We start from the raw sequence: 22,630 nt of genomic DNA, 5'->3' as shown, positions 1-22,630 counted from the left end.
TGTACTAACCAAGAAAGTCAGGCTGATGTATAATTTGTTCCTCAGTAAGGGGTTAAATATTATTCAGTAGTAGCTTTAAGGGATAAGAATCCAAATAAAAAAGTTGCTAAATGGAAGGCACTACGCTTTCTTTCTTCTATGGATAGAAGAAATGTGTATGAATTGGCAGCAACATGTCATCAGGCATGCACTCAAAGATTTGTAAAAAAAATCACAATATTAACACGGTATTTTATTCACTCTAACTTTTAAAAATCGATAGATTGATATCCTTAATTTAAGGAGAAAGTATTGTGTTAACAATCCACTAAATACGAGAACAAATAAAAAAGAATATTACAAAAGGTAATATAGAACGGGTATAAGTGAACCGTTACCTTGATTTATTTGCTAGTATTTAAGTTCAAACCTGAGTCCACTTCAAAAAACATTTAATTTGTTAACCACAGTAAAATTAGTTTATGAAAATCATTAATATTAGAAGAAATACAATAATCGAGAAACGATACAGTATAAAAATGGGAGAACTTGTAACCAAAGTTACCTACATAAAAAAATACTTTTTAGGCTTGCCTATTAAAACCTTGCATAAATACCGTGAAACCTACTACGGTAAAGTAAAAGATTGTGATGACTGTATGTTATTTGTATGACTTATAATCATATTCTGTTAATGTAAACAATCTAATAACCTTATACGATTAAATGAAAATACTAGTAATTGGAGCCGGCAATATGGGGCTTACATATGCCGAAGGAATGTCTAAATCAAAACTGCTCAAGAAGAAAAATATAATGGTGTTGGATAAATCTGATGAAAAATTAGAAGAGCTTCATCAAATTTCACATTTCGATGCCTTTAAGGAATTAGAAGATTGTGTCCCAAAAGCAGATATTATTTTTGTTGCGGTCAAACCACATCACGCAGAAGACCTGTTCAAAAAGATCCACCCTATGGTCACCTCAGGTCAAATTCTAATTTCGATTATGGCGGGAGTCACATTGGGTAACATAAAGAAATTTTCTGGGATAAAGAAAGTAATACGTGCGATGCCAAATTTACCTGCAAAAGTTGGGCTTGGATTAACATCATATGTGGCTTCACCTGAAGTTTCACGAATGGAGTTATTAACCGTCGAAAGCTTGTTAAATACCACGGGAAAATCTATTCTAGTTAGTAATGAAAGTTTAATAGATGCCTCCACCGGAATTTCTGGTAGTGGACCAGCTTATGTATTTTACTTTATGCAGAGTATGATGGAAGCTGCCTTGCAAATGGGATTTTCAAAGAACGATTCTAAAGTTTTGGTTAGTCAAACCTTCACAGGTGCCATAGAACTTTTTAACCAGTCTAATTTATCTCCTAATTCTTGGATGGATAAAGTAGCCTCTAAAGGAGGTACAACACAAGCGGCGCTGGATTCGATGGATGATAATAATGTAAATGAATTAATAAAAGAAGCCGCATTCGCTGCATTCAGCCGTGCTGTTGAACTAGGAAAAGAAAACTAAAATGTATAAAGAAATAATTGTAATTAAGGTTGGTACGAATGTAATGACCAATAAAGACAATAGAATCGTAAGACCAGTCCTCAGAGGATTAGTCAAACAGATTGCAGAGCTTTATGAACGTGGTATTATTTCTATATTGGTGTCATCAGGATCTGTAATTGCAGGAAAAGAGGTCTTAGGAAATTCTACTATAAAAGCAACAACTCAAAAACGACAAGTGTATTCTGCCATTGGGCAACCTCGAATGATGAGTCTTTATTATAATATCTTTCAGGACTATGGGATGAAATGTGCCCAAGTACTTCCTACTAAACGAGATTTTAGTTTAGGCATACATCGAGAAAATATGATTAATTGCGTTCAAGGATTACTTTCAGAAGGAGTAATTCCCATTGCAAATGAGGATGATGCAGTATCAATAACCACGTCTATGTTTTCTGATAATGACGAATTAGCTAGTCTCATAGCCCAATTAATCGATGCTGATAGACTCGTTATTCTTACAGATATTGATGGATTGTATACAGGTCATCCAGACGCAGATTGCAGTAATCTTATCGAAAATGTAGATCCAAGAGAAGACCTTAACAGGTATATTAAAGATAGTGATAAATTAGAGGGAGAAGGGCGAGGAGGAATGGGGTCTAAATTAAACTATGCGCAAAAGACGGCTGCTCACAGTATTCCCACATTTATCGCTAATGGGAAAAGAGAAAACACGATTATTGATATTATAGACGGAAAAAGTGTTGGGACGAAAGTGTCCCTGTAATAAAAAAAACATAATGAGATTAATAGAAACAGAACTAAAAAACAATGTATTAGGATGTATGGTGCGTATCTTAGATGAAAATAGGGTAAAGTTACTTGATGCAAATAAAAAGGATCTTGAGGCATTTGACAAAGAAGATCAGGCAATGTACGATCGTTTACTCATAAACAATAAAAAGATTGACGGAATGATACAGGCTATTATGCAGGTGCGTTCGCAAGAAGATCCAATAAATAAGGTAATTTCCAATAAGTTACTTGAAAATGGTTTACAAGTAGTGAACAAAACAGCACCTTTTGGGACCATTATGATTATTTATGAATCCAGACCTGATGTAACAGTAGAAGCAGCAATGCTTGCTTTTAAAGCCAATAATAAAATCTTTCTAAAAGGAGGAAAAGAAGCCATACAGAGCAATAAAATGCTTGTTGATTTTTGGCATCAGGCCTTACTAGAAAACGGTTTGAGTATGGAGCATATCCAGCTATTGCACATGAACAGAACAGAGACACAACAATTTTTAAAAACCCCATCAGAGCCTATTGATTTGATTGTTCCTAGAGGAGGTGAGCAGTTGATATCTTTTGTGAAGGAACACGCAAAATGTGATGTTTTAGTAAGCGGTCGGGGTAATAATTTTTTATATGTTGACCAAAGTTCAGACTGGGAGGACAGCATTAGGGTTATTCTTGATGCAAAGACTAGTAAAATATCAGCCTGTAATGCTTTAGATAAGATTTTGATAAACACAAACCTTTCTAATTACCATAATAAAATGACTGATTTAAAAAATATTTTAAAGGTTAATGGCGTCTCGATATTAGTAGATTCTGATGTCAAAAATATTTTAAAAGAAGAGCCTCTTATAACAGAAGAAGGGATGTGGGAAAAGGAGTTTTTAGAGATGAAGTGCTGCATTGGGTCAGTAGATTCTGCAAAAGAAGCGATACAAAAAATAAATAAATATTCTGGAGGCCACTCAGCCACTATAATGACAACTAACAATAAAACAGCATCCCTTTTTATGGAACAAGTCGATTGTGCTGCTGTATATCAAAACGCATCCACTAGATTTACAGATGGAGGTGAAATGGGAGTAGGAGCAGAACTTGCCATTAGTACAAGTAAATTGCACCATAGAGGTCCTTTGGGCCTTAAAGAATTAGTTACTAATAAATACTATATATATGGGAATGGACATATTCGTGAATAAAGAATATTATTTTATGTGATAAAAGTTAACATGCCTACGGGGTTAGTAAAACTGTAAAATACCTGTGCTAAAAGTTAAAATTTGCACCTTAAGAAGCTTTGTTAAATACCTTAAAAAAAGAAGTTCTGAGTTTTGGATCTCTTATTTCAGAATTTGAGTTTACAGATTCGGAGTATATGACTATTTCAGATTTTTCCAATAACGTTTCAATCGATTCAACTTTACTGGTTACAGATAATTTAAAATCATCAAAAGCTCCGCTTACTCCAACCTTATTTGTGAATTTATAGGCCGTTAATAATACAGAAACGCTATTAGTATCTATGGCGTAGGAATATACATGTGGGCCTATTTCATTGTCAGCGACCCCTGTTTTTTTTCTTTTCCGAATTAGTACAAGACGCTATTATTAATAGCGTTGCTAAAACTGGTCTAAGTTTTAATAAATGTTTCGTTTTAAGAGTGTTTTATAGATTTCTTAATCTTTTACCAAAATCCTTTATTTCTAATACAGACTTTATTAGAGTTCAAAGGATATATCGGTTAGAAATACGGCTGTAAAATCAATTACAAAGAGTAATATCTAGGTATATGCAGCCGCGGCGTGGGATCCTTCTTCCAACGTCCACTGTTCTTTTTGAGTAATGGTGGACTTTGTGACAGCCAACTAGTCTTATGGCAAAACCAAAGAAGAATGATTTTATAGTAGCGGGAATAACATCGTTAAACTTGAGCGCGTCAAAAACTTTGTTGAAGTATAACATAAAAGAAATTTCTCCTTTTACAAACTGATATTTATTATAGAGCGTACCTCTAATCTATGCCAAAGATTAAGGATTGGCGAAAGCTAAAGATCCAAATTAGGATTACTTTCTAGCACCCTTATACTCTCACGTTCCAATAAAAAAACGCTGATAAAAGTGTGCGTTCGTTAAATTTTTCTAAAAGTGAAGAAGATCGATAGCTAACTGTGACTAAATTTTATTATATTGGAAAAAAATAATAATGGAACTAATAGTAGAAGCCCAAGACTTTGAGCAAGCATCAATGAGTAATATGTCCACAAGTGACCGTGTGTCAGCATCTCGCGAGGCAAAACGATTAATACTTGCTCTTAACGAAGTATATAAAACGTCTAAAGACGAAGAAATAATGGACTTGATGAAACGTCTTACAGCAAAAAAGAAAAAAATTGAAATTCGTTTAAAAGGAAGGCCATAAGGTTCTTTCAGTAATCCTTAAAATAAAATGCCCTAAACTATACGTTTAAGGGCATTTTTTATTTTTTTTCTACAACGGGGCGTTATATCCTAACACTTCTCCTAGATCACTGGTTGTTGCAGTATTATACTTAAATTATAATACTTGGATCTCAGGAAATAGAATATCCCATAGCTTTTAAAGCTGCGTTCAACCCCTCTAATTGTATTGTGCATGTTATAATTAAAACTTGGCCTTTTTAGAGAAACAATAATTTCTATATTCGAGATTTCTTTTGCATTTTTAAGCTTATTTAGTAATGTGTTCTTACAGTTGTCTTTTAAGTTTTCTATCGTTATTGTTGTTCTCATTTTCGTAAATTTTAAAAAAATAAATAATTCGAACGGAAACGTAAAAAAGGCAACAAAAATAACACGTCTTTTAGTGCCGTTTGTCATTTTTTTTTGAATTCAAAGCCAGTACTTTCGATTGGTCAAAAAAACCCCTTTAAATACTCCTTATGAAAACAATACTTGTTTCTGTTGGTATCTCGATACATGCTGAAAACGCATTAAAAGTTGCTGCTAAAATAGCAAAAAGAGCATAAAGTCGAAATTGTTGCATTGCACTTGAAGGGATTGACAGAAACAAATTTAGCGGCTCAGGCCAATGCTATGGAAGGTGTCGTTATCCATTCAAATTATAGTGTTGGAAATGAAATTTTTAATTATGCTATCAAAGTAAATGTAAATATAATTGGTATTCCGACACAGGGATGAAGGGGTTGGCTCATTTCTTTTCAGGAATTATACAAGAAGATATTGTTAATCATTCAAAACTACCAGAGCTTACTTCTGAGACCTCATAGAGACTTTAGCAAAAATCTAGTTTTAGTTAGTCTTTTTTTAAACTTCACTATCTCTTGGGCTTTACCCCGTCGTAGTTTATTGCATACAATCTTTAAGAAGGTAAATCGCTTTATCGTGCTCAATCTTTATTCGTTTACCCTCTGTTGAAATCCATCCCTCTTTTTTTAAAAGCGATACCTGTATTTATGGTGTTAGTTGGTATATTGTTTATAGTAAGTGGTTTAGGATTGGGAATAAAGTGTGTTTCGCCCTCTGAAAACGTAGCTGTAGATAAAGTTTTATCAAAATGTAGTTTCCATTAAAATGAATAATTCTAAATTTTAAAAAAATATTAAATCTTTTGTTATCTCTTGTTAATTTGATTGCCGGCGCAGCCATAATTGGTGTTTTTACAATGGTATGTATTGTTTTAATCCTGGTAGTCTGTTCTTTGGGTAGTGGTGATAAAAAAGTAGATGATCAAACGAAGGAAGAATAGAAAATACCATTCCTAAAACAACAAAGGTATACTAGGTTCTTAAATAGTATGCTTGATTTTATAGGAAATGAATCTTGTTTAATAGGTAAAAAGGCTTAAGCTTCTTGATTGGAAATATTTTGAAGATCCATTTACAATACCATAATTATAATTTGACCTATTCAATAAATAATTTAATTATAACTTCAAATTTTATATATTCGCTTTATGGGAGTAGGAACATTAGTTTTAGGTACCGTTTTTGTTTGTGGATTCTTGGCTTTATTAGCTATTATCAAAGAAGAATTTTAGCATCACATCACCACATTTCAATAGAATCGAGTAGCTTAGTAACTAGGCTGCTATTTTTATGTCTAAATATTACGTATTATGAATATTTCAGAATTTATAAGAGACATTAAAGATTTTCCAAAAGAAGGTGTTGTTTTTAAGGATATTACGCGTCTACTGTCTTCGGTGGAAGCCACAAAAGAATGCCTTAAGCAATTATTAGAACAAATAGATGGTGAAAAAATCGACAAAGTTGTTGGTATAGAATCCCGTGGATTCTTTTTTGGGATGTTACTTGCCCAACATTTAAACGCTGGATTTGTACCTATTAGAAAACCTGGAAAATTACCTGCAACTACGCATAAAGAGCCGTACTCATTAGAATATGGGATGGACGTCCTAGAAATGCACGACGATGCTATTAAAAAAGGGGAGCGTATCTTAATACACGATGATGTATTAGCAACTGGGGGTACTGCTAGAGCTGCATGTAATTTAGTTAAAAAGTGTGGTGGCGAAATTGTCCAATGTAACTTTATAATGGAAATAGATTTTCTCGAAGGAAGAAAAAAACTCTCACAATATACTGTAGCCTCACTGCTACATTATTAATCCAAAGAATTTTTAGTTACCCATAATCTATATCCAAAAATTGCCATTTGTAATTTAGAGGCTTTAGACAAATCCAATTTTTTCCTTGTAAAGCTAGGAAGAACAGCCTTATTTATTTTTGCTAAACTCTTAAAAATATTTTTCTTCATAGTTCAAAAGTACAAATAAATAATCCTGCGCTATGGCAGGGTCATTTCATAAATATGAATTGTTCTTTTATCTGGTTGCGTAATTCATCAATGGCTTTCACATCATCGGTTTTTGCAAAGATGCTTTGTTTGCCTCTTTTGCTGTTATTAACATCCATTTGGACGCTTGTAATTTCGCCATTACTATTTTTCTTAAGGCGCTTAAAATTAAATTCTACTTCTTTTTTTGCAAGTTTGCTTTTAACGTTTTATAGGTCAGTATCTGCGGTGTCCTTCGTTATGTATATTTCTTCATGTTGCTCGTGGTTCTCTTCTAAATGATATGCATTTTTATCACCGTGCAGGTAGTTAATTGCAACCACCTAGTGCTTTGAATTAATACCAGGACGGTTACTATAAATTTTCTTTTAGCATCTTTCTTTGTTGTATTGACGCTTTGCGCTATTCTTTTAACAACTCCTTTGGTGTGTTTCGTTCCATCATATATTTAAACACCGCAACGGGTTTTTTAGTAAGCTCTTTTTTTATCGGTTTTAATTGTGTGTTTGTAGTTTTCTTCGTGATCTTTTATTAATGAATCTTTAGATAGGTTTTGATCTTTTTTGCTACTAACTACATTGCTGTTTTGATAACCTTATATTGTCGACTATTTTTTTAAGTTACAAATGAGCTTACAGTTTCTAAATTTGAGAATAGATTAGATACTTCGATTGTTGGTTTTCAATCGGGAGAGTTTCTTTTTTGAACTCGTTATTAGTTGCCGTTTTTGTATGGATAATTTCTTCTGAAGAATTAAAGTTCCAAAGAAATATGGCTAGCAACCGAAGAACAATATTTATTTTTAAAATGTTTTGTTTGTTTGACATAATGATTCGGTTTTTTACAAAGGATTGATAAAATTATGAAGTAAACGCAGAGGCATATTAGGGTGATGAAACCATTAACAGCATTAATTGGCACTGTTTTTAGATGTTATTTGTGAAACGGTTAGAAAGCCTGCAAGGTATTTGAGGTTTTCTTCAATCCCTTATTATAGGTCCTTGAAAAGGGATTTGCCCATAGGAAAAAGAGAGTGCGCTGCCCATAAGAATGTCAGGTGATTGCCATTAAAAAGCTTGTGTTTGCTCAAATTTAAGAACCATTTATTACTCTTATTGAGAGTGAGAAGTGGAATGGTAAACGATACAGGTAAAAAATCAAAACGGAGAGATGGATTCATTCACCTTTATAAATCTACAGTTCCCTTTTTTGATAATTGAATTTTGTTTTAAGAGTTGAATAAGAAATATAAGGTCAAAAATAAACTTTAAACTAATCACAACCCCACCTATAAAGTAAAACCACAAAGCAACCTGCCAATAATTTATCGTAGCATATTAGTCTCGTATGGTTTTTGAATCGGGCTTTTTACAAACGTTTGCTATGGGTTCGGTTTCAACTTAGTTTGTTTGGGTTATTTCAATAAAAGGGAGTAGAGAAGATGCTATGACTCGCACAATAAAAAAGTTTTTTTATACGAAGACGGCTGTTTTTATTTAATAAACCAAATAAAAACGGAAACTATCCAAAAGACTGAAGAACATAAACGACCAGTCTTATAATTTACTTGTTCTTTTCAATAAATTGAATGATTTCTCTTAATTCGTTCGCACTAATTTTTTCTTCTTTTGCAAAAAATGAGACCATGTTTTTATAGCTATTATTAAAATAACGCTGTGATGCAAGTTTGAAGAACTTTTGAGCATATTTTTCTTTAGAAATAATTGGGAAGTATTGGTGTGTTTTTCCAAAAGCATTATAGGCAACATAGTTTTTTTTTTCAAGACTTCGCACTATAGTAGAAATGGTATTGTAATGATGGGCACTAGGCAAGGCTGCAACAATTTCTTTGACAAATACTTTTTCTAATTGCCAAATCGCCTGCATAATTTCTTCTTCTTTATTAGTTAAGTTTTCCATACGATATGCTACTTTCAGCGGTTTCTTTTTAATGAATGAAAAAGCAGTTTGATGCCTATAGAAAAAACCTACAACCTAGCATATAGTTCGACAACTGTTTTCATAGTTATATAACTAAAAATTTAGTTGTTTAGTATTTTCAAATTAAAAAATGTATCAAGATAGTGAGCGATTCTTTATCTTTGCAGTCCATTTTATATCAAAATTAACAATGAGTTTAGCATACATTTTTTTGGGATTGGTTTTACTGGTTGTGGGTGGCGAGTTTTTAGTTCGTGCGGCTGTGGGGTTGTCCTTTAAGTTGAAGTTGTCAAAAATGGTTATTGGCTTGACCATTGTGTCTTTTGCGACTTCGACTCCTGAGCTTTTGGTTAGTATTCAAGCTGCTTTAGATGGTTTTAGTGATATTTCCTTAGGTAATGTGATAGGTTCTAATATCGCTAATATTGGTTTAGTTTTAGGGATTACGGCCATCATTACTCCATTGACAATTGATAAGGATTTTTATAAATTTAATTGGCCAGTGATGATGTTATTGTCTGTTGGATTGTACTTTATACTTTCTAGCGGAAATGAAATTTCAAGAATGGAAGGGATAGGTTTACTCCTTATATTAACGGTCTATCTTTTCTTATTGATCAAGCGCGCTCGTAAAAATTCAGTTTCCGCAGATACTTTAGAAGAAGTTAAAGATGAATTGTCAACGGTTTCAAATTTTAAAATTTCTATTTGGTTAGTCATCGGAGGTATTGCATTATATTTTGGAAGTGATTTTCTAGTAATTGGTGCTGTGGAGTTGGCGACAACAATGGGGGTAAGTCAACGTGTAATAGCGGTTACTATGATTGCGATTGGAACAAGTGTTCCAGAATTGGCTGCCAGCGTTATTGCAGCGTTAAAAAAAGAAAAGGCACTTTCTTTAGGTAATTTAATAGGATCTAATATTTTTAATATTGCTTCAGTTTTGGGAGTTACTGCTATTATACAGCCTATTGTTTTAAAGAGTCAGGAAGTTCTGACCAATGATATATGGTGGATGTTAGGGTTTTCCGCGGTACTTATTCCGCTAGCATTTATTCCAAAGCAGTTTGAAATAGGCAGAGTGAAAGGCCTTGTTATTGTGGTTGCCTATTGTGCGTTTGTGGGTTTAGCTTTTGTTTCTTGATCCCTGTGGTCTCTAAAGTTGAATACATCTTTTGTCATTTAATTCCTGCTCAATGCGCAACTGTCGTATGTTTTTTTTAATTACTGAGTGGGTACCTGTCCTTAGCTTGGATTTGGTTTAGCGAATGCACAATGAATCTGTATTAATTTTTTACAAGATTCTCTTTTTTTTAACTTCAATTTTATTGGTATCATTTCTTTTATTCTTGAATATTTTAGGGGGTTCATTAAAAAAAACTACTTTTATTGATAACTTATCATATAAAAATTGGGGGGTGTTTGTAAAAATTATACTTTTGCGCTGTAATTTTAGAAATTCTGAATATTTCAGAAGAAAAAAAATAACTTAAAAAGCACTTAGTATGTCCACATTAAGATTTCATGCAATTAAAGAAACATTTAATCGTCCAGTAATTGACGTTCAAGAACCAGAAAGACGCTCTGAAATTTTTGGTAAAAATGTTTTTAATGATGCAGCGATGCGTCAACATTTAACTAAAGACTCTTTCCGAAGTGTTCAAGATGCAGTATTAAATGGCAGCAAAATTAGTAGAAGTGTTGCAGATCATATTTCTACAGGTATGAAAGAGTGGTCTATAGCTAAAGGAGCTACGCACTACACGCACTGGTTCCAACCGTTAACAGGAATTACTGCAGAGAAACATGATGCGTTTTTTGAAACAACTGAAGATGGAGCCATTGAAAAATTTGGTGGTGGACAGTTAGTACAACAGGAGCCGGATGCTTCGAGTTTTCCTAACGGGGGAATAAGAAATACATTTGAGGCTCGTGGATATACTGCATGGGATCCTACATCACCAGCATTTATTTTTGGTACCACACTTTGTATTCCTACCGTATTTGTAGCGTATACAGGAGAAGCATTAGATAATAAAACTCCTTTATTAAGAGCTTTACAGTCTATAGACCAATCTGCAACTGCAGTAGCTAAATATTTTGATAAGAATGTTACTAAAATAAACCCTACCCTTGGTTGGGAGCAGGAATATTTCTTAATTGATAAAGCATTGGCTAAATCAAGACCAGATATTAATCTTGCAGGAAGAACGTTATTGGGGCATTCTTCTGCCAAAGGGCAACAATTAGATGATCATTATTTTGGTTCTATCCCTAGACGGGCTTTAGATTATATGCGTGATCTTGAAACAGAATGCATGTTATTGGGTATTCCAGTAAAAACTAGGCATAATGAAGTGGCTCCAAATCAATTTGAATTGGCCCCTATTTTTGAAGAGACCAATTTAGCGGTAGATCACAACTCCTTATTAATGGATGTGATGAGCAAAATAGCAGACCGTCATAATTTTAAAGTGCTTTTCCATGAGAAGCCTTTTGCGGGAATTAATGGTAGTGGAAAACACAATAACTGGTCTTTAGCAACCAATACAGGGATTAACCTTTTAAGCCCCGGAAGTACACCTATGAAGAACCTTCAATTTTTGACGTTCTTTATCAATACCATTAAGGCTGTAAATGATTACGAAGAATTATTACGCGCCGCAATAGCTTCAGCAAGTAATGATCATAGGCTAGGAGCAAATGAAGCGCCACCTGCAATTATTTCAGTATTTATTGGTTCACAACTAACAAATGTGTTAGATGCATTAGAAAAAGTGAAGAATGGAAAACTTTCTCCAGAAGACAAAACAGATCTTAAGCTGAATGTAGTAGGTAAGATTCCAGAAATTTTATTGGATAATACAGATAGAAACAGAACGTCACCATTTGCATTCACCGGTAATAAGTTTGAATTTAGAGCCGTAGGTTCTACCGCAAATTGTGCGAAGCCAATGACGGTATTAAACGCAATTGTTTCAAGACAACTTATCGCTTTTAAAACGCAGGTGGATCATCTTATAAAGGAGGAGAAGATGAAGAAAGATGATGCTATCTTTAATGTTTTAAGAGAGTATATTAAAGACAGTAAGCGCATACGTTTTGAAGGTGATGGTTATGGTGAAGCCTGGGAGAAAGAAGCAAAAAAGCGTGGCTTAAGTAATAATAAGACGACGCCAGAGGCCTTAAAGGAGCAAATTTCTAAAAAAACTATTTCATTATACGAAGAGCTTGGTATTATGAGCAAGGTGGAAATTGAAGCACGTTACGAGATCGAAGTAGAAGAGTATGCAATGCATATTCAAATAGAAGGAAGGGTATTAGGTGATATTGCTAGAAATCATGTAATACCAACCGCTATTAAATATCAAAATGTTTTAATTGAAAACGTACAAGGTCTCAAAGATATTTATGGTAAGGACTTCAAGAAATTAGCAGGAGAGCAAATGCGCTTGATTGAGGCTATTAGTGGTCATATAGAAAACATAAATAAAGACACTACGGCTATGATAGAAGAACGCAAGAAAGCGAACAAGATTGAGGACGCAGAAAAGCGTGCTAAACTCTATTGCGATAAAGTTAAACCTTACTTTGAGACGATACGATACCACTGTGATAAATTAGAGTTATTGGTAGATGACGAGATCTGGCCTTTGACAAAATATAGAGAGCTATTGTTCACTATATAATTTAATCACGATTTTCTTAATGAATGCCTGTACTTCTTAAAGGCATTCATTGTTTTATGGATATTCTAAAGAACAATAGACAGTTTTTTTTTTTGCACACACCTAAGCTACTATTTGCCTTAATTTATTTAACAAATATTTAACATGTGTTGTTTGTCTATTTTTTTTGGACTTAAACAATGTTTTATTCGAGATTAAGGCTTTTTACAGGCAAAATTGTGCTAAAGGGTGCCGGTTTCAAAATACGATATTACAGTTGTGTTGGAAATTTAACTATATTTGATTCTTATAAATTTGTATGTAGAATAGCTTATATTAGGTTGTTTTAAGCACCCTTCCTCAAATACGCGAAAACCAATTTTTATTAATTTTATATACACCTACGCGATTAACAAATCAAATTTTTAACTTTAATTTTATTATTATGAAAAAAATGTTTTTTTGTGCTTCGGCACTATTATTTGGAGCAACGGTTTTTGCTCAAAACACCAGTACTCTAGATCAAGTTGGTGTTTTAAACAATGCTCTTATAGAGCAAAGTGGTGTGGTTAATATTTCTACAATTTCACAAACCAACGATGGAACGACTACCTTGGGTAGTGAAGTGGTTCTAAGACAAGGCATGCAATCAGGAGCGACGAATCCTGCAAATGAATCTACTATTACTCAAACTAATGAATTAAATTATGTGCGGTCATTCCAAGAAGGTGATGGCAATACTTCTGTAATTTTGCAAACAACGTTAGGTACGGCAAGTCCATTTGATGCGTCTGGGTATCTTCAAGGTGTTGACCTTTTTCAAATAGGACAAAATAACGCTTCAGATGTTTTACAAACGGGAGATAATCAAGGTGCTGTATTAAATCAATTCGGAGGCAATAACATTATAGAATTGGAGCAATTGGGTGAGTTACAATTAACCTTTATCGAACAAGTAAATGGCGATACGGATTCACAGGGTAATGCCGCAATAGTTGCTCAAAATACAGGTCTTGGAAACATAGTAGATATGTATCAAGAAAACGATGGTAACTTCTCTTCTGTTTCACAAACAGGAGAATTTAATACTTCTGTATCGACTCAAGTTGCCGATTTCACGGTAGTTTCTGCAGGAAATATAGGGGGATATGTTCAAGGTTCTATTGTAGACCAAACAGGTCAAAATAACTATACTGATGTATTTCAAGCAGGAGATTTCCAATTATCTACGGTTATACAAAGTGCTGCCATAGGAGGATTATTTACTGGGATGGGGTCAAATGAAGCTTATGTTACTCAAAATGGACAATCTTCGAGCTCTACTATTACTCAAATGGATGGTATATCGATAGATGCAGATAATTATGCTATGGTAAACCAAACTGGAGCAATTGGTGGTTTAGGTAGTATTAGTACGCTTACTCAGACCGGTGCGAATACTGCTACTGTAAACCAGAATAACTAACATTTAAATGGCACGTTTTATATAAGTCTTGTAAAAGCGATAATTTCATTTTATAGCAAAATGTAAAACGTGCTTTTTATTTAAATTTTAAAATATGAAAAAACTAATATGCGGGATAACCGCCCTTTTAATAGGAGTTGGTTCTTTTGGACAAAACAGTAGTGAAATAACTCAAGATGACAATAGTGAAGTAGTTGTTTCGCAAACTTCCATAGGAGTCTTTGATAGCGAGAGTGTTGTTATTCAAACAGGTACAAATATAGCGTTGGTTGATCAAACGGGAGATAATAATTCTTTTATAGACCAAGATGGAGATATAAATGATGCAGATGTTTTGCAAACAGGTGGAAATGGCTCTTCTGGTTTTGGTGCTGCTCAGCAAATATCAATCTTAGAACAAACGGGTGCACAAAACACTAGTGAAGTTGATCAATTAGGAGACGGCAATAATTCCTTTATAGATCAAAATAATCTGATTACGGATACTAGAGGTAACGAAGCAACAATTACTCAAAATAACTTTGATAATGATTCAGATGTTACACAGTTTAATGATGCTAACTGGGCCAGAGTGAGACAAAATGATGACAGTAATAAATCAACAGTAGATCAAATATCAGACGGTAATACGCCTGCAACATTGACTGGAAATTTTTTACAAAGAAGTACAACGACTCAAAATGGTTCTAAAAACCTTTCGAATGTAAGGCAAGAGGGAGATAATCAGATATCAGAGGTTAACCAAAGAGCGAACCTTGGAGGTCCAGAAGCAGATCCTTACACTAATGAGGCGACTGTATTTCAGGATGGAGAAGATAACTTCTCTAGTATTTTTCAAAGAGATAGGAATGCTTCTAACAATGCTAATAATACCGTTACTATTAATCAATTTAATACAACAGGTTTGGTTGGTAATTCTAGTGATGTAGATCAATTTGGAGAGAATACAGCGACTATTGATCAAACGGGCGAAAACAGTTCTACGATAGTACAAACGGGTACTAATGCCGCGTTTGTTAATCAAGATGGGACTATTATTTCTACACTTCTTCAAAACTCTGCAATTTTTCAAACAGGAACTAACAGTATTGCAAATGTAATGCAGGTTGGTGACAATGATTCTTTTATTGATCAGACTAATGATTTTACAGATCTAGAGGGAAACGACGCGTTTGTTAATCAAAATGGAAGTTTTAATTTTTCTAGTATTGACCAAGATAATGATGCAAACTTTGCGTCTGTTACTCAAATAGGATCTTTTAATAATTCTGATATTGCTCAATCAAGTAATGAACTTGTTGCTTCACAAGATCCAACTAATCAGGGTTATTTGCAAGGTGTTTTTGTTGTTCAACTGGGAAATGGAAATCAATCTATTGTTGGTCAAATGGGAGATAATCAGATTGCAAACGTTAATCAAACAGCAAATTTAGGACTTGTTACAGGTTCGAATATGGCTAGCATATTGCAAACAGGAGGATTAAACGATGCAACGATTAATCAAACAGATTTAACGGGTATTGTAACTAATAATTCAGCAACGCTAACTCAAACCACTGCCGTAGGTGGTATAGGAAACGCTATTGTTATAAACCAAAGTGGTGCAAACACAATAACGATAAATCAAAGTAACTAATTGATAATATTTTAAAAAGGCACTTCCTTATTGGGTAGTGCCTTTTTTTTAGAAAAGACTTAAAATTTAAATTAAACGAGTATGCCTTATCTAAACACTCTTTTTTTTAGTAGGAGTAGTGCTACTCCAACCATCATTAACTAGAATAACTTATCATAGCTATATAACAGTAACAAATATTTTGTACTTTCAACTAGATTTCTATAGATCCGTACTTTTTATAAATTAATACACCATGTTTAAATTTTTTACTAGCGTACTTGTTTTTTGTTTGACGACGGTTTGTGTTGTTTCCCAAACAACTTTTGAACTAGAAGACACTGCAACGATATCTCGATTAAATCTTCAGGATCAGATTTTGGTCAATCAACCAGTTGTATCGTCTAGCGTTTTAAACAATCTTGTTTTTGTAGAACAAATGGGCTCAGGCAATAGTATTTCTTTAGACGTTATTTCTTCAAAATCTAACATTGAAATTAACCAAAGCGGTACAGGTAATTTTATAGATTTAGAATACCATGCTCAAGAAATTAACTCATTAGTAGTCCAGAATGGTGCTAATAATCGTGTAACAGATTTTAGCTTAGATCCTCAAAAAACAGTTAATACCATCGTTACTCAAAACGGAAATAATCTAGAAGTTCAGAAATTTGGGAGTAATTCAATTTCAAATGGCTTGCAAATACACCAAACAGGTTCTTTTAAAACGATAATAGTTAATAGCTTCTAGCAAAAACTAATGATGCGCGTTTTATTTCTTTTAGTAGCTATTTTTCCAAATTTGCTTTTGTCGCAATACAACACTATTGTTTCTTCTGAAATACAAGTAAATGAAAATACCGAGTTTATTTCACTTGCAGGAAAGGCAACAAATATTTCTGAAGTAAATCAGGATTTAAGATTTGTATTTTCCGTTATCACCAAGAATCCCGAGGGAACCGTACTTTCAAATAAAAAGGAAGAAGATAAATTTTCTTTAGATTCTTTTAAAAGTATCAATCATTCAGAAACTACCATTAATAAATCTGAAACAAATCAAGTTATTGTGCTAAGTCTTGTTTACAATAGTGATGATGTGTTGTTAGGAAAAGCAAGATGGGTTTTTAACGATGATAATACCCCCGCCCCCATTGTAATAGAGAAGGCGGATTTTCAAGAGATTATATATGATACTGATTTTTTGAAAGGTCTCGTTACGGAAGATACTCGCACCAAGGCTGGAAGAGATTTTTATAGAATATTTTATTCAAAATACGATTTGAGTGGCATTAATGACCCTGAAATTATTTCAGTAAAAGAGTTTTTTGGAGGACGAAGGAGCACGAGAATAGAAGTAAAACTTGGAAATACATTGGTGAGTAGTTTTTTTTTACAGCCTAAAGAAGATTATTTAAAACAAATGGCTACGTTTACACTAACAAACCTTGTAAGAGCGATACAGAATAAAAAAAGTATTGATCATCAAATTGAAAGTTATTAGTGTATTATTGCAAAAGATTAAAAGTAATGAGTTTAAAGAAAATATTAATTTTGTCCTTGTTTATATTGCCTATGGCTGCGTTTTCGCAGCAGTTGGTTTATAGGCCTACCAATCCAGCTTTTGGAGGGGATACATTTAATTATCAATGGTTATTGAATAGCGCAAATGCACAAAATGGCTTTACAGATCCAAACGCGGGAAGCGCAAGTAATAGTAATAGTGATTTAGATAGATTTACTGAAAACCTTAACAGACAGCTATTAAATAGTATTTCTAGAGATTTGTTTGACCAACAATTCTCAGAAGATGGATTACAGCCTGGAACCTTTACCTTTGGATCCTTAGAGGTTGAAGTTATAGAGGGCCTAAACGGCCTTGTTATTAATATTTTAGACACTAATAATGGAGAACAAACTCAAATTATTGTTCCAAATTAAAAAACACGTAATGTTTAGGTTCTATAGAGTATTAAGTATTTTATTGTTAGTCATAGCATCTGGTTGTGGGTCTTTTATAAACCAGCCATTAGATACGCAAGATGCGAGATTTGGAGAGATAACTCAAAATACTAGAAGCATAAGAGATTTACCCAAACCAGAGTCAAAAATAGTGGTTGGGGTGTACAACTTTAAAGATCAAACAGGACAATATAAACCCTCACAAACTACAAGTTCTTTTAGCACTGCTGTAACACAAGGTGCTACAACAATTTTATTAAAGGCATTGGAAGACTCTGAGTGGTTCAAGCCAATCGAACGCGAAAACTTATCCAATCTTCTTCAAGAAAGGAAAATAATTAGTGCCACAAGGGCAGAATATGCTACTGATAAAAACACGGTACAAAAGTTAACGCCACTGCTTTTTGCAGGGATTATATTAGAAGGAGGGGTTATTTCTTACGATTCAAACATCCTTACTGGGGGTGCAGGAGCACGCTATTTTGGCGCAGGAGGTTCTACGCAGTATAGACAAGATAGAATTACAATATATTTAAGAGCGGTTTCAACATCTACAGGAGAAATTTTAAAAAATGTGTATGTTTCAAAAACGATATTATCTCAAGCTTTAGAAGCAGGACTTTTTAGATTTGTAAACTTTCAAAGGTTATTAGAAGCTGAAGTAGGACTAACTAAGAATGAACCTACAGAGTTGGCGGTAAAAGAAGCTATAGAAATGGCAGTAGAGAATTTAATTTATGAAGGTATCAAAGATGATCTTTGGAGCACACAAGAAGGAGAAGAAGTAGATGCAATGCTTGTGGCTAATTATTTGGAACAGCAGCGGGGAGAAGAACATTTAGAGCTATATCAAAAATCACAAAAAGAAAACGTAAAAATTAGTGCTAGTTTCTTTGCGGGCTTGGCGTACATAGATGGAGATCTTGCCTCTAGGGAAGTAGATTTTAATGTAGGCGCCGGACTAAAGTATCATTTTGATAATCAATGGCGAGCACAAGTTGATGCTAATCTTTTTAGGTTATATTCCTCTCCAAACATAGACCATTGGTGGGTTTCTGGCGATATTAATATGGAATATAGAATTTTAGAAAAGGGTAAATTTTCTCCATATATTTTTGCAGGCCCAGGCGCTTTAATGTTCACAGATGACTCGCCCACTGCCTTTTTAGAACCACGCGATTTGTTTTTTAAGTTGCAGTATGGTTTAGGTTTTGAGTATCAATCTTCTCAAAATTTTAATTGGTTTGCAAAAGCGAAATTTAACCTTACTTTTTCAGATGAAATAGACGATACAATTAATGGAACAAGAGACGATTATCTTTATAATTTCACCTTGGGAGTTAATTATAATATTGGTTTTTAATAAGATAAGCAATGAAAATATTAAAACTTTTAATACTTAGTTTACTTCTAATACCTTTTATTCAATGTAGTGAAGAGAGAATAGATGGTGTTGGAACTGGTACAATTAATGGTATCGTAGTAACCATAGACACTAATGAGAGAGTTCCGGATGCACGTGTTTCTACCCAGCCCGCTACAAGTACAGTATTTACGGATGAAAACGGTGCATTTATTATTAATAATGTTGCTGAGGGGTCTTACTCTGTAGAAGTAAGTAAAGATGGTTTTGTGACGGCTTTTGAGGCAGCAAATGTATTGCCAAATGTAACAATAGACTTAGTGTTTGATTTAGACTTGGAATCCTCGTTAAACCAATCTCCAACAACACCAATATTAATTGCTCCTGAAAATAACACCTTAAATACGCCCCTAGATGTATTATTAGAGTGGGAAGCAACAGATCCGGATGAGGACGATACCTTACTTTATAAAGTGTCTGTGTTTAATGAAGATAATGATGTTGTTGAAGAATTTACAGATGTATCAGAAATGACATTACAGTTGTCAAACCTAGTTTTAGGAACCAAGTATTTTTGGCAGGTAACGGTTAATGATGGAGTAAATCCACCGCTACTTAGTGCAGTATTTACCTTTACAACATTATCTAGTCAAACTGGGACATTTCTATTGGTTAAAAAGATGAATAATAATCAGGTTATTTTTTCTTCGGATGAGGACGGTAATCTTTTTCAATTAACTTCAGAAAATGCAAATAGTTTTAAACCTCGACGAAACTTAGCAACCGGTAAAATTGCTTTTTTAAGAACTATAGGTGGACAAACACATTTGTTTACAATGGATCCTGGTGGATCAGGCCAACAACAAATTACAAACTCAATTCCGGTTAGTGGTTTTAATTTTGAAGAAATAGAATTTGCTTGGAAACCTGAGGGAGATGTATTGTTATATCCGTCATTTAATAAAATTTATAGTATCAATCCTAACGGTTCGGGTCTGAGTGAATTTTATGAAACTTCTAACGGAAATTTTGTTTCTGAAATAGCGTGGAGTGCATTAAATAATATAATTGCCATAAAGACCAATAATAATATTGGGTATGATGTAGAGATTTTAATCATAAATACGGCTGGTGTTGCCCTAGAAACCATACTTTCTGGAGTAGAGGGGGGCGCGGGCGGCCTAGATTTAAATATAGATGGCAGTATGGTATTATATGCCTATGATATTTCGGGACTTGAGTTTTCGAACTATAGTTTACAAGATTCAAGATTATTTGTCTATAATCGTACAATGGATACCAACGAGCAATTAAATACAGATGTAGCGATAGGATTTAATGAATTAGATCCGAAGTTTTCACCGGCAGAAAATTCTGTATTATATCAGCAAAAGGCAAGAAATATAAATGCCGTTAGTCAAATTCGTGTTCATAGCTTAATTAGCACAACGGCAAATTCTGAAATATTATATGAGGATGCAATGATGCCTGATTGGGAAGATTAATATTCTGCCTCGTATTAAAACAAAAAGCACCTTGTCCTTTTAAGGTGTTTTTCGTTTCGTATTTTTGCCAAACAATATTATAAATATGAGTCAAGAAACTTCAAAAAGATATGCTCAAAGAGGTGTTTCAGCAGGAAAAGAGGATGTCCATAATGCCATCAAGAATGTGGATAAAGGATTGTTTCCGCAAGCGTTTTGTAAGATTGTGCCGGATTATCTAACAGGTGACGATTCGTATTGCTTGATTATGCACGCAGATGGAGCTGGTACAAAGTCATCATTAGCCTATATGTATTGGAAAGAAACGGGCGACGTTTCGGTTTGGAAAGGAATTGCTCAAGATGCCCTTATTATGAACATAGATGATTTATTGTGTGTCGGGGCTGTAGACTCAATTATGCTTTCTTCCACGATAGGTCGCAACAAAAATTTAATTACAGGGGACGTTCTTTCAGCAATCATAAATGGTACAGAAGCGTTAATTGCAGACCTTAAAAAATTCGGTGTGAATATATTTAGTACTGGAGGTGAAACGGCAGATGTTGGTGATTTAGTGCGCACCATAATAGTAGATTCTACCGTGACTGCTAGAATGAAACGCAGCGATGTTATTGATAATAAAAATATAAAACCTGGTGATGTTATCGTAGGTTTAGCATCTTTTGGTCAAGCTTCTTATGAGACCGAATATAATGGGGGTATGGGAAGTAATGGTTTGACTTCAGCAAGACACGATGTGTTCGATTCTTATTTAGCTGATAAATACCCAGAAAGTTTTGATCACGCGGTTCCAAAAGAATTGGTGTATTCAGGTTCCAAAAAATTGACAGACCCTGTTGAAGAAAGCCCTTTAGATGCTGGTAGACTGGTATTAAGTCCAACTCGAACGTACGCTCCAGTAATAAAAAAGATACTATCAAAATATACAAAAAAGGATATTCATGGGATGGTACATTGCAGTGGTGGTGCACAAACAAAAATTCTTCATTTTATAGAAAATCTTCATATAATAAAAGATAATTTATTTCAAATTCCACCGCTATTTAAGTTAATACAAGAGGAAAGCGGCACCAGTTGGAAAGAAATGTATCAGGTTTTTAATATGGGTCATAGAATGGAACTATATGTTCCAGAGGAAATAGCGCAAGATCTTATTGCGATTTCTCAATCGTTTAATATAGATGCTCAGGTAATTGGTCGCGTGGAAAGTGCCGTTTCAAAACATCTTACGATAACTACAGAAAATGGAACGTATACCTACTAATATACTGTTTTATTACATTGGCTAAAATCACTCATCTTCTTTGGTTATAAAATTTATAGATAAAAATCACAAAACAGTCATCTTGATGATTGCTTTCATATTAATGTTTCTAAGTATTATATTTAATGAAAATGATATGGTTTTGGAATTTAGATAACTTCGTGGATTTCTAAAACGAGTTTTATTGGCGATTCATAAAAAAAGACAAGCATCCTAATCTCAGTTTTTTTTATTCTATATGGAATGTTGCGTATTTTAAATATTGGATGTGAAATTAATTTATTAGCCATATTTAATATGGGCTTAAATATAATTTTAATTGGAGCCTTGTACTTATGTTTAATCCCCAAGGTGTCATTTGAATCATTTATGATTTTGGTTTTTTTTTAATGTTTATATCTCTAGTTTTTGTGGATGGTTATTTATTATTTGAGTTAGTTCGCCTTACAAAACCTTCAGCGTTAAGCACAACCCATTATGTTTTATGATGCTGTATGCTACTATTAGTATGTTTTGCTTTTTATGTCGTTGATTTTTAATTATTTAAAAAATTAAAAAGGATCATTGGTTTTTTTAATGGCTGTTTTGTTTCTTATTTTTTCCGAAGTATACAGAGCATTGGGCTATTATAATATTGCTTACAGCAACTTTGTAGTTTATTTGGCGCAGGCTAGGTTGATTCTTTCTATTGGTGTTTTTGTTCATTACTCCGTTTTAAATGAAGCCGATAAAAAAG

23 protein-coding genes are annotated in these 22,630 nt (G+C 33.7%); 18 read left to right on the top strand and 5 right to left on the bottom strand.

Going from position 1 to position 22,630, the window contains the following annotated elements; genetic code table 11:
• The first annotated feature begins 461 nt into the window (after positions 1 to 461).
• The 5 genes from ABXT67_RS01220 (at position 462) to ABXT67_RS01200 (ending at position 3,787) form a co-directional block, all read left to right on the top strand.
• A complete protein-coding gene (locus tag ABXT67_RS01220; RefSeq protein ID WP_415375476.1) occupies positions 462 to 653 on the top strand; it encodes a hypothetical protein in 192 nt (63 codons plus the stop codon).
• A 52-nt stretch (positions 654 to 705) separates the two neighbouring features.
• The gene (proC, locus tag ABXT67_RS01215) at positions 706 to 1,512 is read left to right on the top strand and encodes a pyrroline-5-carboxylate reductase (RefSeq protein WP_415375475.1); all 807 of its coding nucleotides are present in this window, start codon (positions 706 to 708) and stop codon (positions 1,510 to 1,512) included.
• Between the two features lies 1 nt (position 1,513).
• Entirely contained in the window at positions 1,514 to 2,284 is a 771-nt protein-coding gene (gene proB, locus ABXT67_RS01210) for a glutamate 5-kinase (protein ID WP_415375474.1), read from the top strand.
• A gap of 13 nt (positions 2,285 to 2,297) precedes the next feature.
• The gene (locus ABXT67_RS01205) at positions 2,298 to 3,497 is read left to right on the top strand and encodes a glutamate-5-semialdehyde dehydrogenase (RefSeq protein WP_415375473.1); all 1,200 of its coding nucleotides are present in this window, start codon (positions 2,298 to 2,300) and stop codon (positions 3,495 to 3,497) included.
• A gap of 98 nt (positions 3,498 to 3,595) precedes the next feature.
• Positions 3,596 to 3,787 carry a hypothetical protein gene (locus ABXT67_RS01200; RefSeq protein ID WP_415375472.1) on the top strand — a complete coding sequence of 64 codons (192 nt, stop codon included), beginning with the start codon at positions 3,596 to 3,598 and terminating at the stop codon, positions 3,785 to 3,787.
• Between the two features lie 273 nt (positions 3,788 to 4,060).
• On the opposite strand, the gene ABXT67_RS01195 is transcribed toward ABXT67_RS01200, so the two are convergent.
• Positions 4,061 to 4,261 (bottom strand): ABC transporter permease, encoded by a 201-nt coding sequence (locus ABXT67_RS01195; RefSeq protein ID WP_415375471.1) that lies wholly within the window; start codon positions 4,259 to 4,261, stop codon positions 4,061 to 4,063.
• Between the two features lie 241 nt (positions 4,262 to 4,502).
• Here ABXT67_RS01195 and ABXT67_RS01190 point away from each other — a divergent pair, with 241 nt between their 5' ends.
• Positions 4,503 to 4,718 (top strand): hypothetical protein, encoded by a 216-nt coding sequence (locus tag ABXT67_RS01190; protein WP_415375470.1) that lies wholly within the window; start codon positions 4,503 to 4,505, stop codon positions 4,716 to 4,718.
• Between the two features lie 101 nt (positions 4,719 to 4,819).
• Here ABXT67_RS01190 and ABXT67_RS01185 read toward each other — a convergent pair whose 3' ends face one another.
• A complete protein-coding gene (locus ABXT67_RS01185) occupies positions 4,820 to 5,068 on the bottom strand; it encodes a hypothetical protein (RefSeq protein WP_415375469.1) in 249 nt (82 codons plus the stop codon).
• 838 nt (positions 5,069 to 5,906) lie between these two features.
• Between ABXT67_RS01185 and ABXT67_RS01180 the strand changes: the two genes are divergently transcribed.
• Together ABXT67_RS01180 and ABXT67_RS01175 are read left to right on the top strand one after the other, a co-directional pair.
• Complete coding sequence (locus ABXT67_RS01180) at positions 5,907 to 6,044, top strand: hypothetical protein (protein ID WP_415375468.1); 138 nt, start codon at positions 5,907 to 5,909, stop codon at positions 6,042 to 6,044.
• 369 nt (positions 6,045 to 6,413) lie between these two features.
• A complete protein-coding gene (locus tag ABXT67_RS01175) occupies positions 6,414 to 6,926 on the top strand; it encodes an adenine phosphoribosyltransferase (RefSeq protein WP_415375467.1) in 513 nt (170 codons plus the stop codon).
• Here ABXT67_RS01175 and ABXT67_RS01170 read toward each other — a convergent pair.
• The 3 genes from ABXT67_RS01170 to ABXT67_RS01160 form a co-directional block, all read right to left on the bottom strand.
• Positions 6,923 to 7,075, bottom strand: a complete 153-nt coding sequence (locus ABXT67_RS01170; RefSeq protein ID WP_415375466.1) for an SsrA-binding protein — start codon at positions 7,073 to 7,075, stop codon at positions 6,923 to 6,925. The two genes, ABXT67_RS01175 and ABXT67_RS01170, sit on opposite strands and share 4 nt — an antisense overlap.
• 680 nt (positions 7,076 to 7,755) lie before the next feature.
• Positions 7,756 to 7,941 (bottom strand): hypothetical protein, encoded by a 186-nt coding sequence (locus ABXT67_RS01165; RefSeq protein ID WP_415375465.1) that lies wholly within the window; start codon positions 7,939 to 7,941, stop codon positions 7,756 to 7,758.
• 736 nt (positions 7,942 to 8,677) lie between these two features.
• Entirely contained in the window at positions 8,678 to 9,034 is a 357-nt protein-coding gene (locus tag ABXT67_RS01160) for a BlaI/MecI/CopY family transcriptional regulator (protein ID WP_415375464.1), read from the bottom strand.
• A 211-nt stretch (positions 9,035 to 9,245) separates the two neighbouring features.
• Between ABXT67_RS01160 and ABXT67_RS01155 the strand changes: the two genes are divergently transcribed.
• The 10 genes from ABXT67_RS01155 (at position 9,246) to ABXT67_RS01110 (ending at position 21,894) form a co-directional block, all read left to right on the top strand.
• Positions 9,246 to 10,199, top strand: coding sequence for a calcium/sodium antiporter (locus tag ABXT67_RS01155; protein ID WP_415375463.1), 954 nt, complete (start codon positions 9,246 to 9,248; stop codon positions 10,197 to 10,199).
• Between the two features lie 361 nt (positions 10,200 to 10,560).
• Entirely contained in the window at positions 10,561 to 12,744 is a 2,184-nt protein-coding gene (locus tag ABXT67_RS01150; RefSeq protein WP_415375462.1) for a glutamine synthetase III, read from the top strand.
• A gap of 424 nt (positions 12,745 to 13,168) precedes the next feature.
• Positions 13,169 to 14,188 (top strand): hypothetical protein, encoded by a 1,020-nt coding sequence (locus ABXT67_RS01145; protein ID WP_415375461.1) that lies wholly within the window; start codon positions 13,169 to 13,171, stop codon positions 14,186 to 14,188.
• 94 nt (positions 14,189 to 14,282) lie between these two features.
• A complete protein-coding gene (locus ABXT67_RS01140; protein ID WP_415375460.1) occupies positions 14,283 to 15,824 on the top strand; it encodes a hypothetical protein in 1,542 nt (513 codons plus the stop codon).
• Between the two features lie 235 nt (positions 15,825 to 16,059).
• Complete coding sequence (locus ABXT67_RS01135) at positions 16,060 to 16,554, top strand: hypothetical protein (RefSeq protein ID WP_415375459.1); 495 nt, start codon at positions 16,060 to 16,062, stop codon at positions 16,552 to 16,554.
• A gap of 9 nt (positions 16,555 to 16,563) precedes the next feature.
• Positions 16,564 to 17,304, top strand: coding sequence for a CsgE family curli-type amyloid fiber assembly protein (locus ABXT67_RS01130; protein ID WP_415375458.1), 741 nt, complete (start codon positions 16,564 to 16,566; stop codon positions 17,302 to 17,304).
• Positions 17,305 to 17,330: 26 nt separating this feature from the next.
• The gene (locus ABXT67_RS01125; RefSeq protein ID WP_415375457.1) at positions 17,331 to 17,741 is read left to right on the top strand and encodes a curli production assembly/transport component CsgF; all 411 of its coding nucleotides are present in this window, start codon (positions 17,331 to 17,333) and stop codon (positions 17,739 to 17,741) included.
• Entirely contained in the window at positions 17,707 to 19,125 is a 1,419-nt protein-coding gene (locus ABXT67_RS01120; RefSeq protein ID WP_415375456.1) for a CsgG/HfaB family protein, read from the top strand. Before ABXT67_RS01125 ends, ABXT67_RS01120 begins: the two co-directional genes overlap by 35 nt.
• 11 nt (positions 19,126 to 19,136) lie before the next feature.
• Positions 19,137 to 20,630 (top strand): carboxypeptidase regulatory-like domain-containing protein, encoded by a 1,494-nt coding sequence (locus ABXT67_RS01115; protein WP_415375455.1) that lies wholly within the window; start codon positions 19,137 to 19,139, stop codon positions 20,628 to 20,630.
• An 85-nt stretch (positions 20,631 to 20,715) separates the two neighbouring features.
• Positions 20,716 to 21,894 (top strand): AIR synthase related protein, encoded by a 1,179-nt coding sequence (locus ABXT67_RS01110; RefSeq protein ID WP_415375454.1) that lies wholly within the window; start codon positions 20,716 to 20,718, stop codon positions 21,892 to 21,894.
• The last annotated feature ends 736 nt before the right edge of the window (positions 21,895 to 22,630 follow it).

The sequence above is a fragment of the Patiriisocius sp. Uisw_017 genome, from assembly GCF_047731265.1.
Taxonomy (GTDB): domain Bacteria; phylum Bacteroidota; class Bacteroidia; order Flavobacteriales; family Flavobacteriaceae; genus Patiriisocius.
Note: the sequence above shows the minus strand (reverse complement) of the source record. Positions and strands in the feature narration are given on the sequence as shown.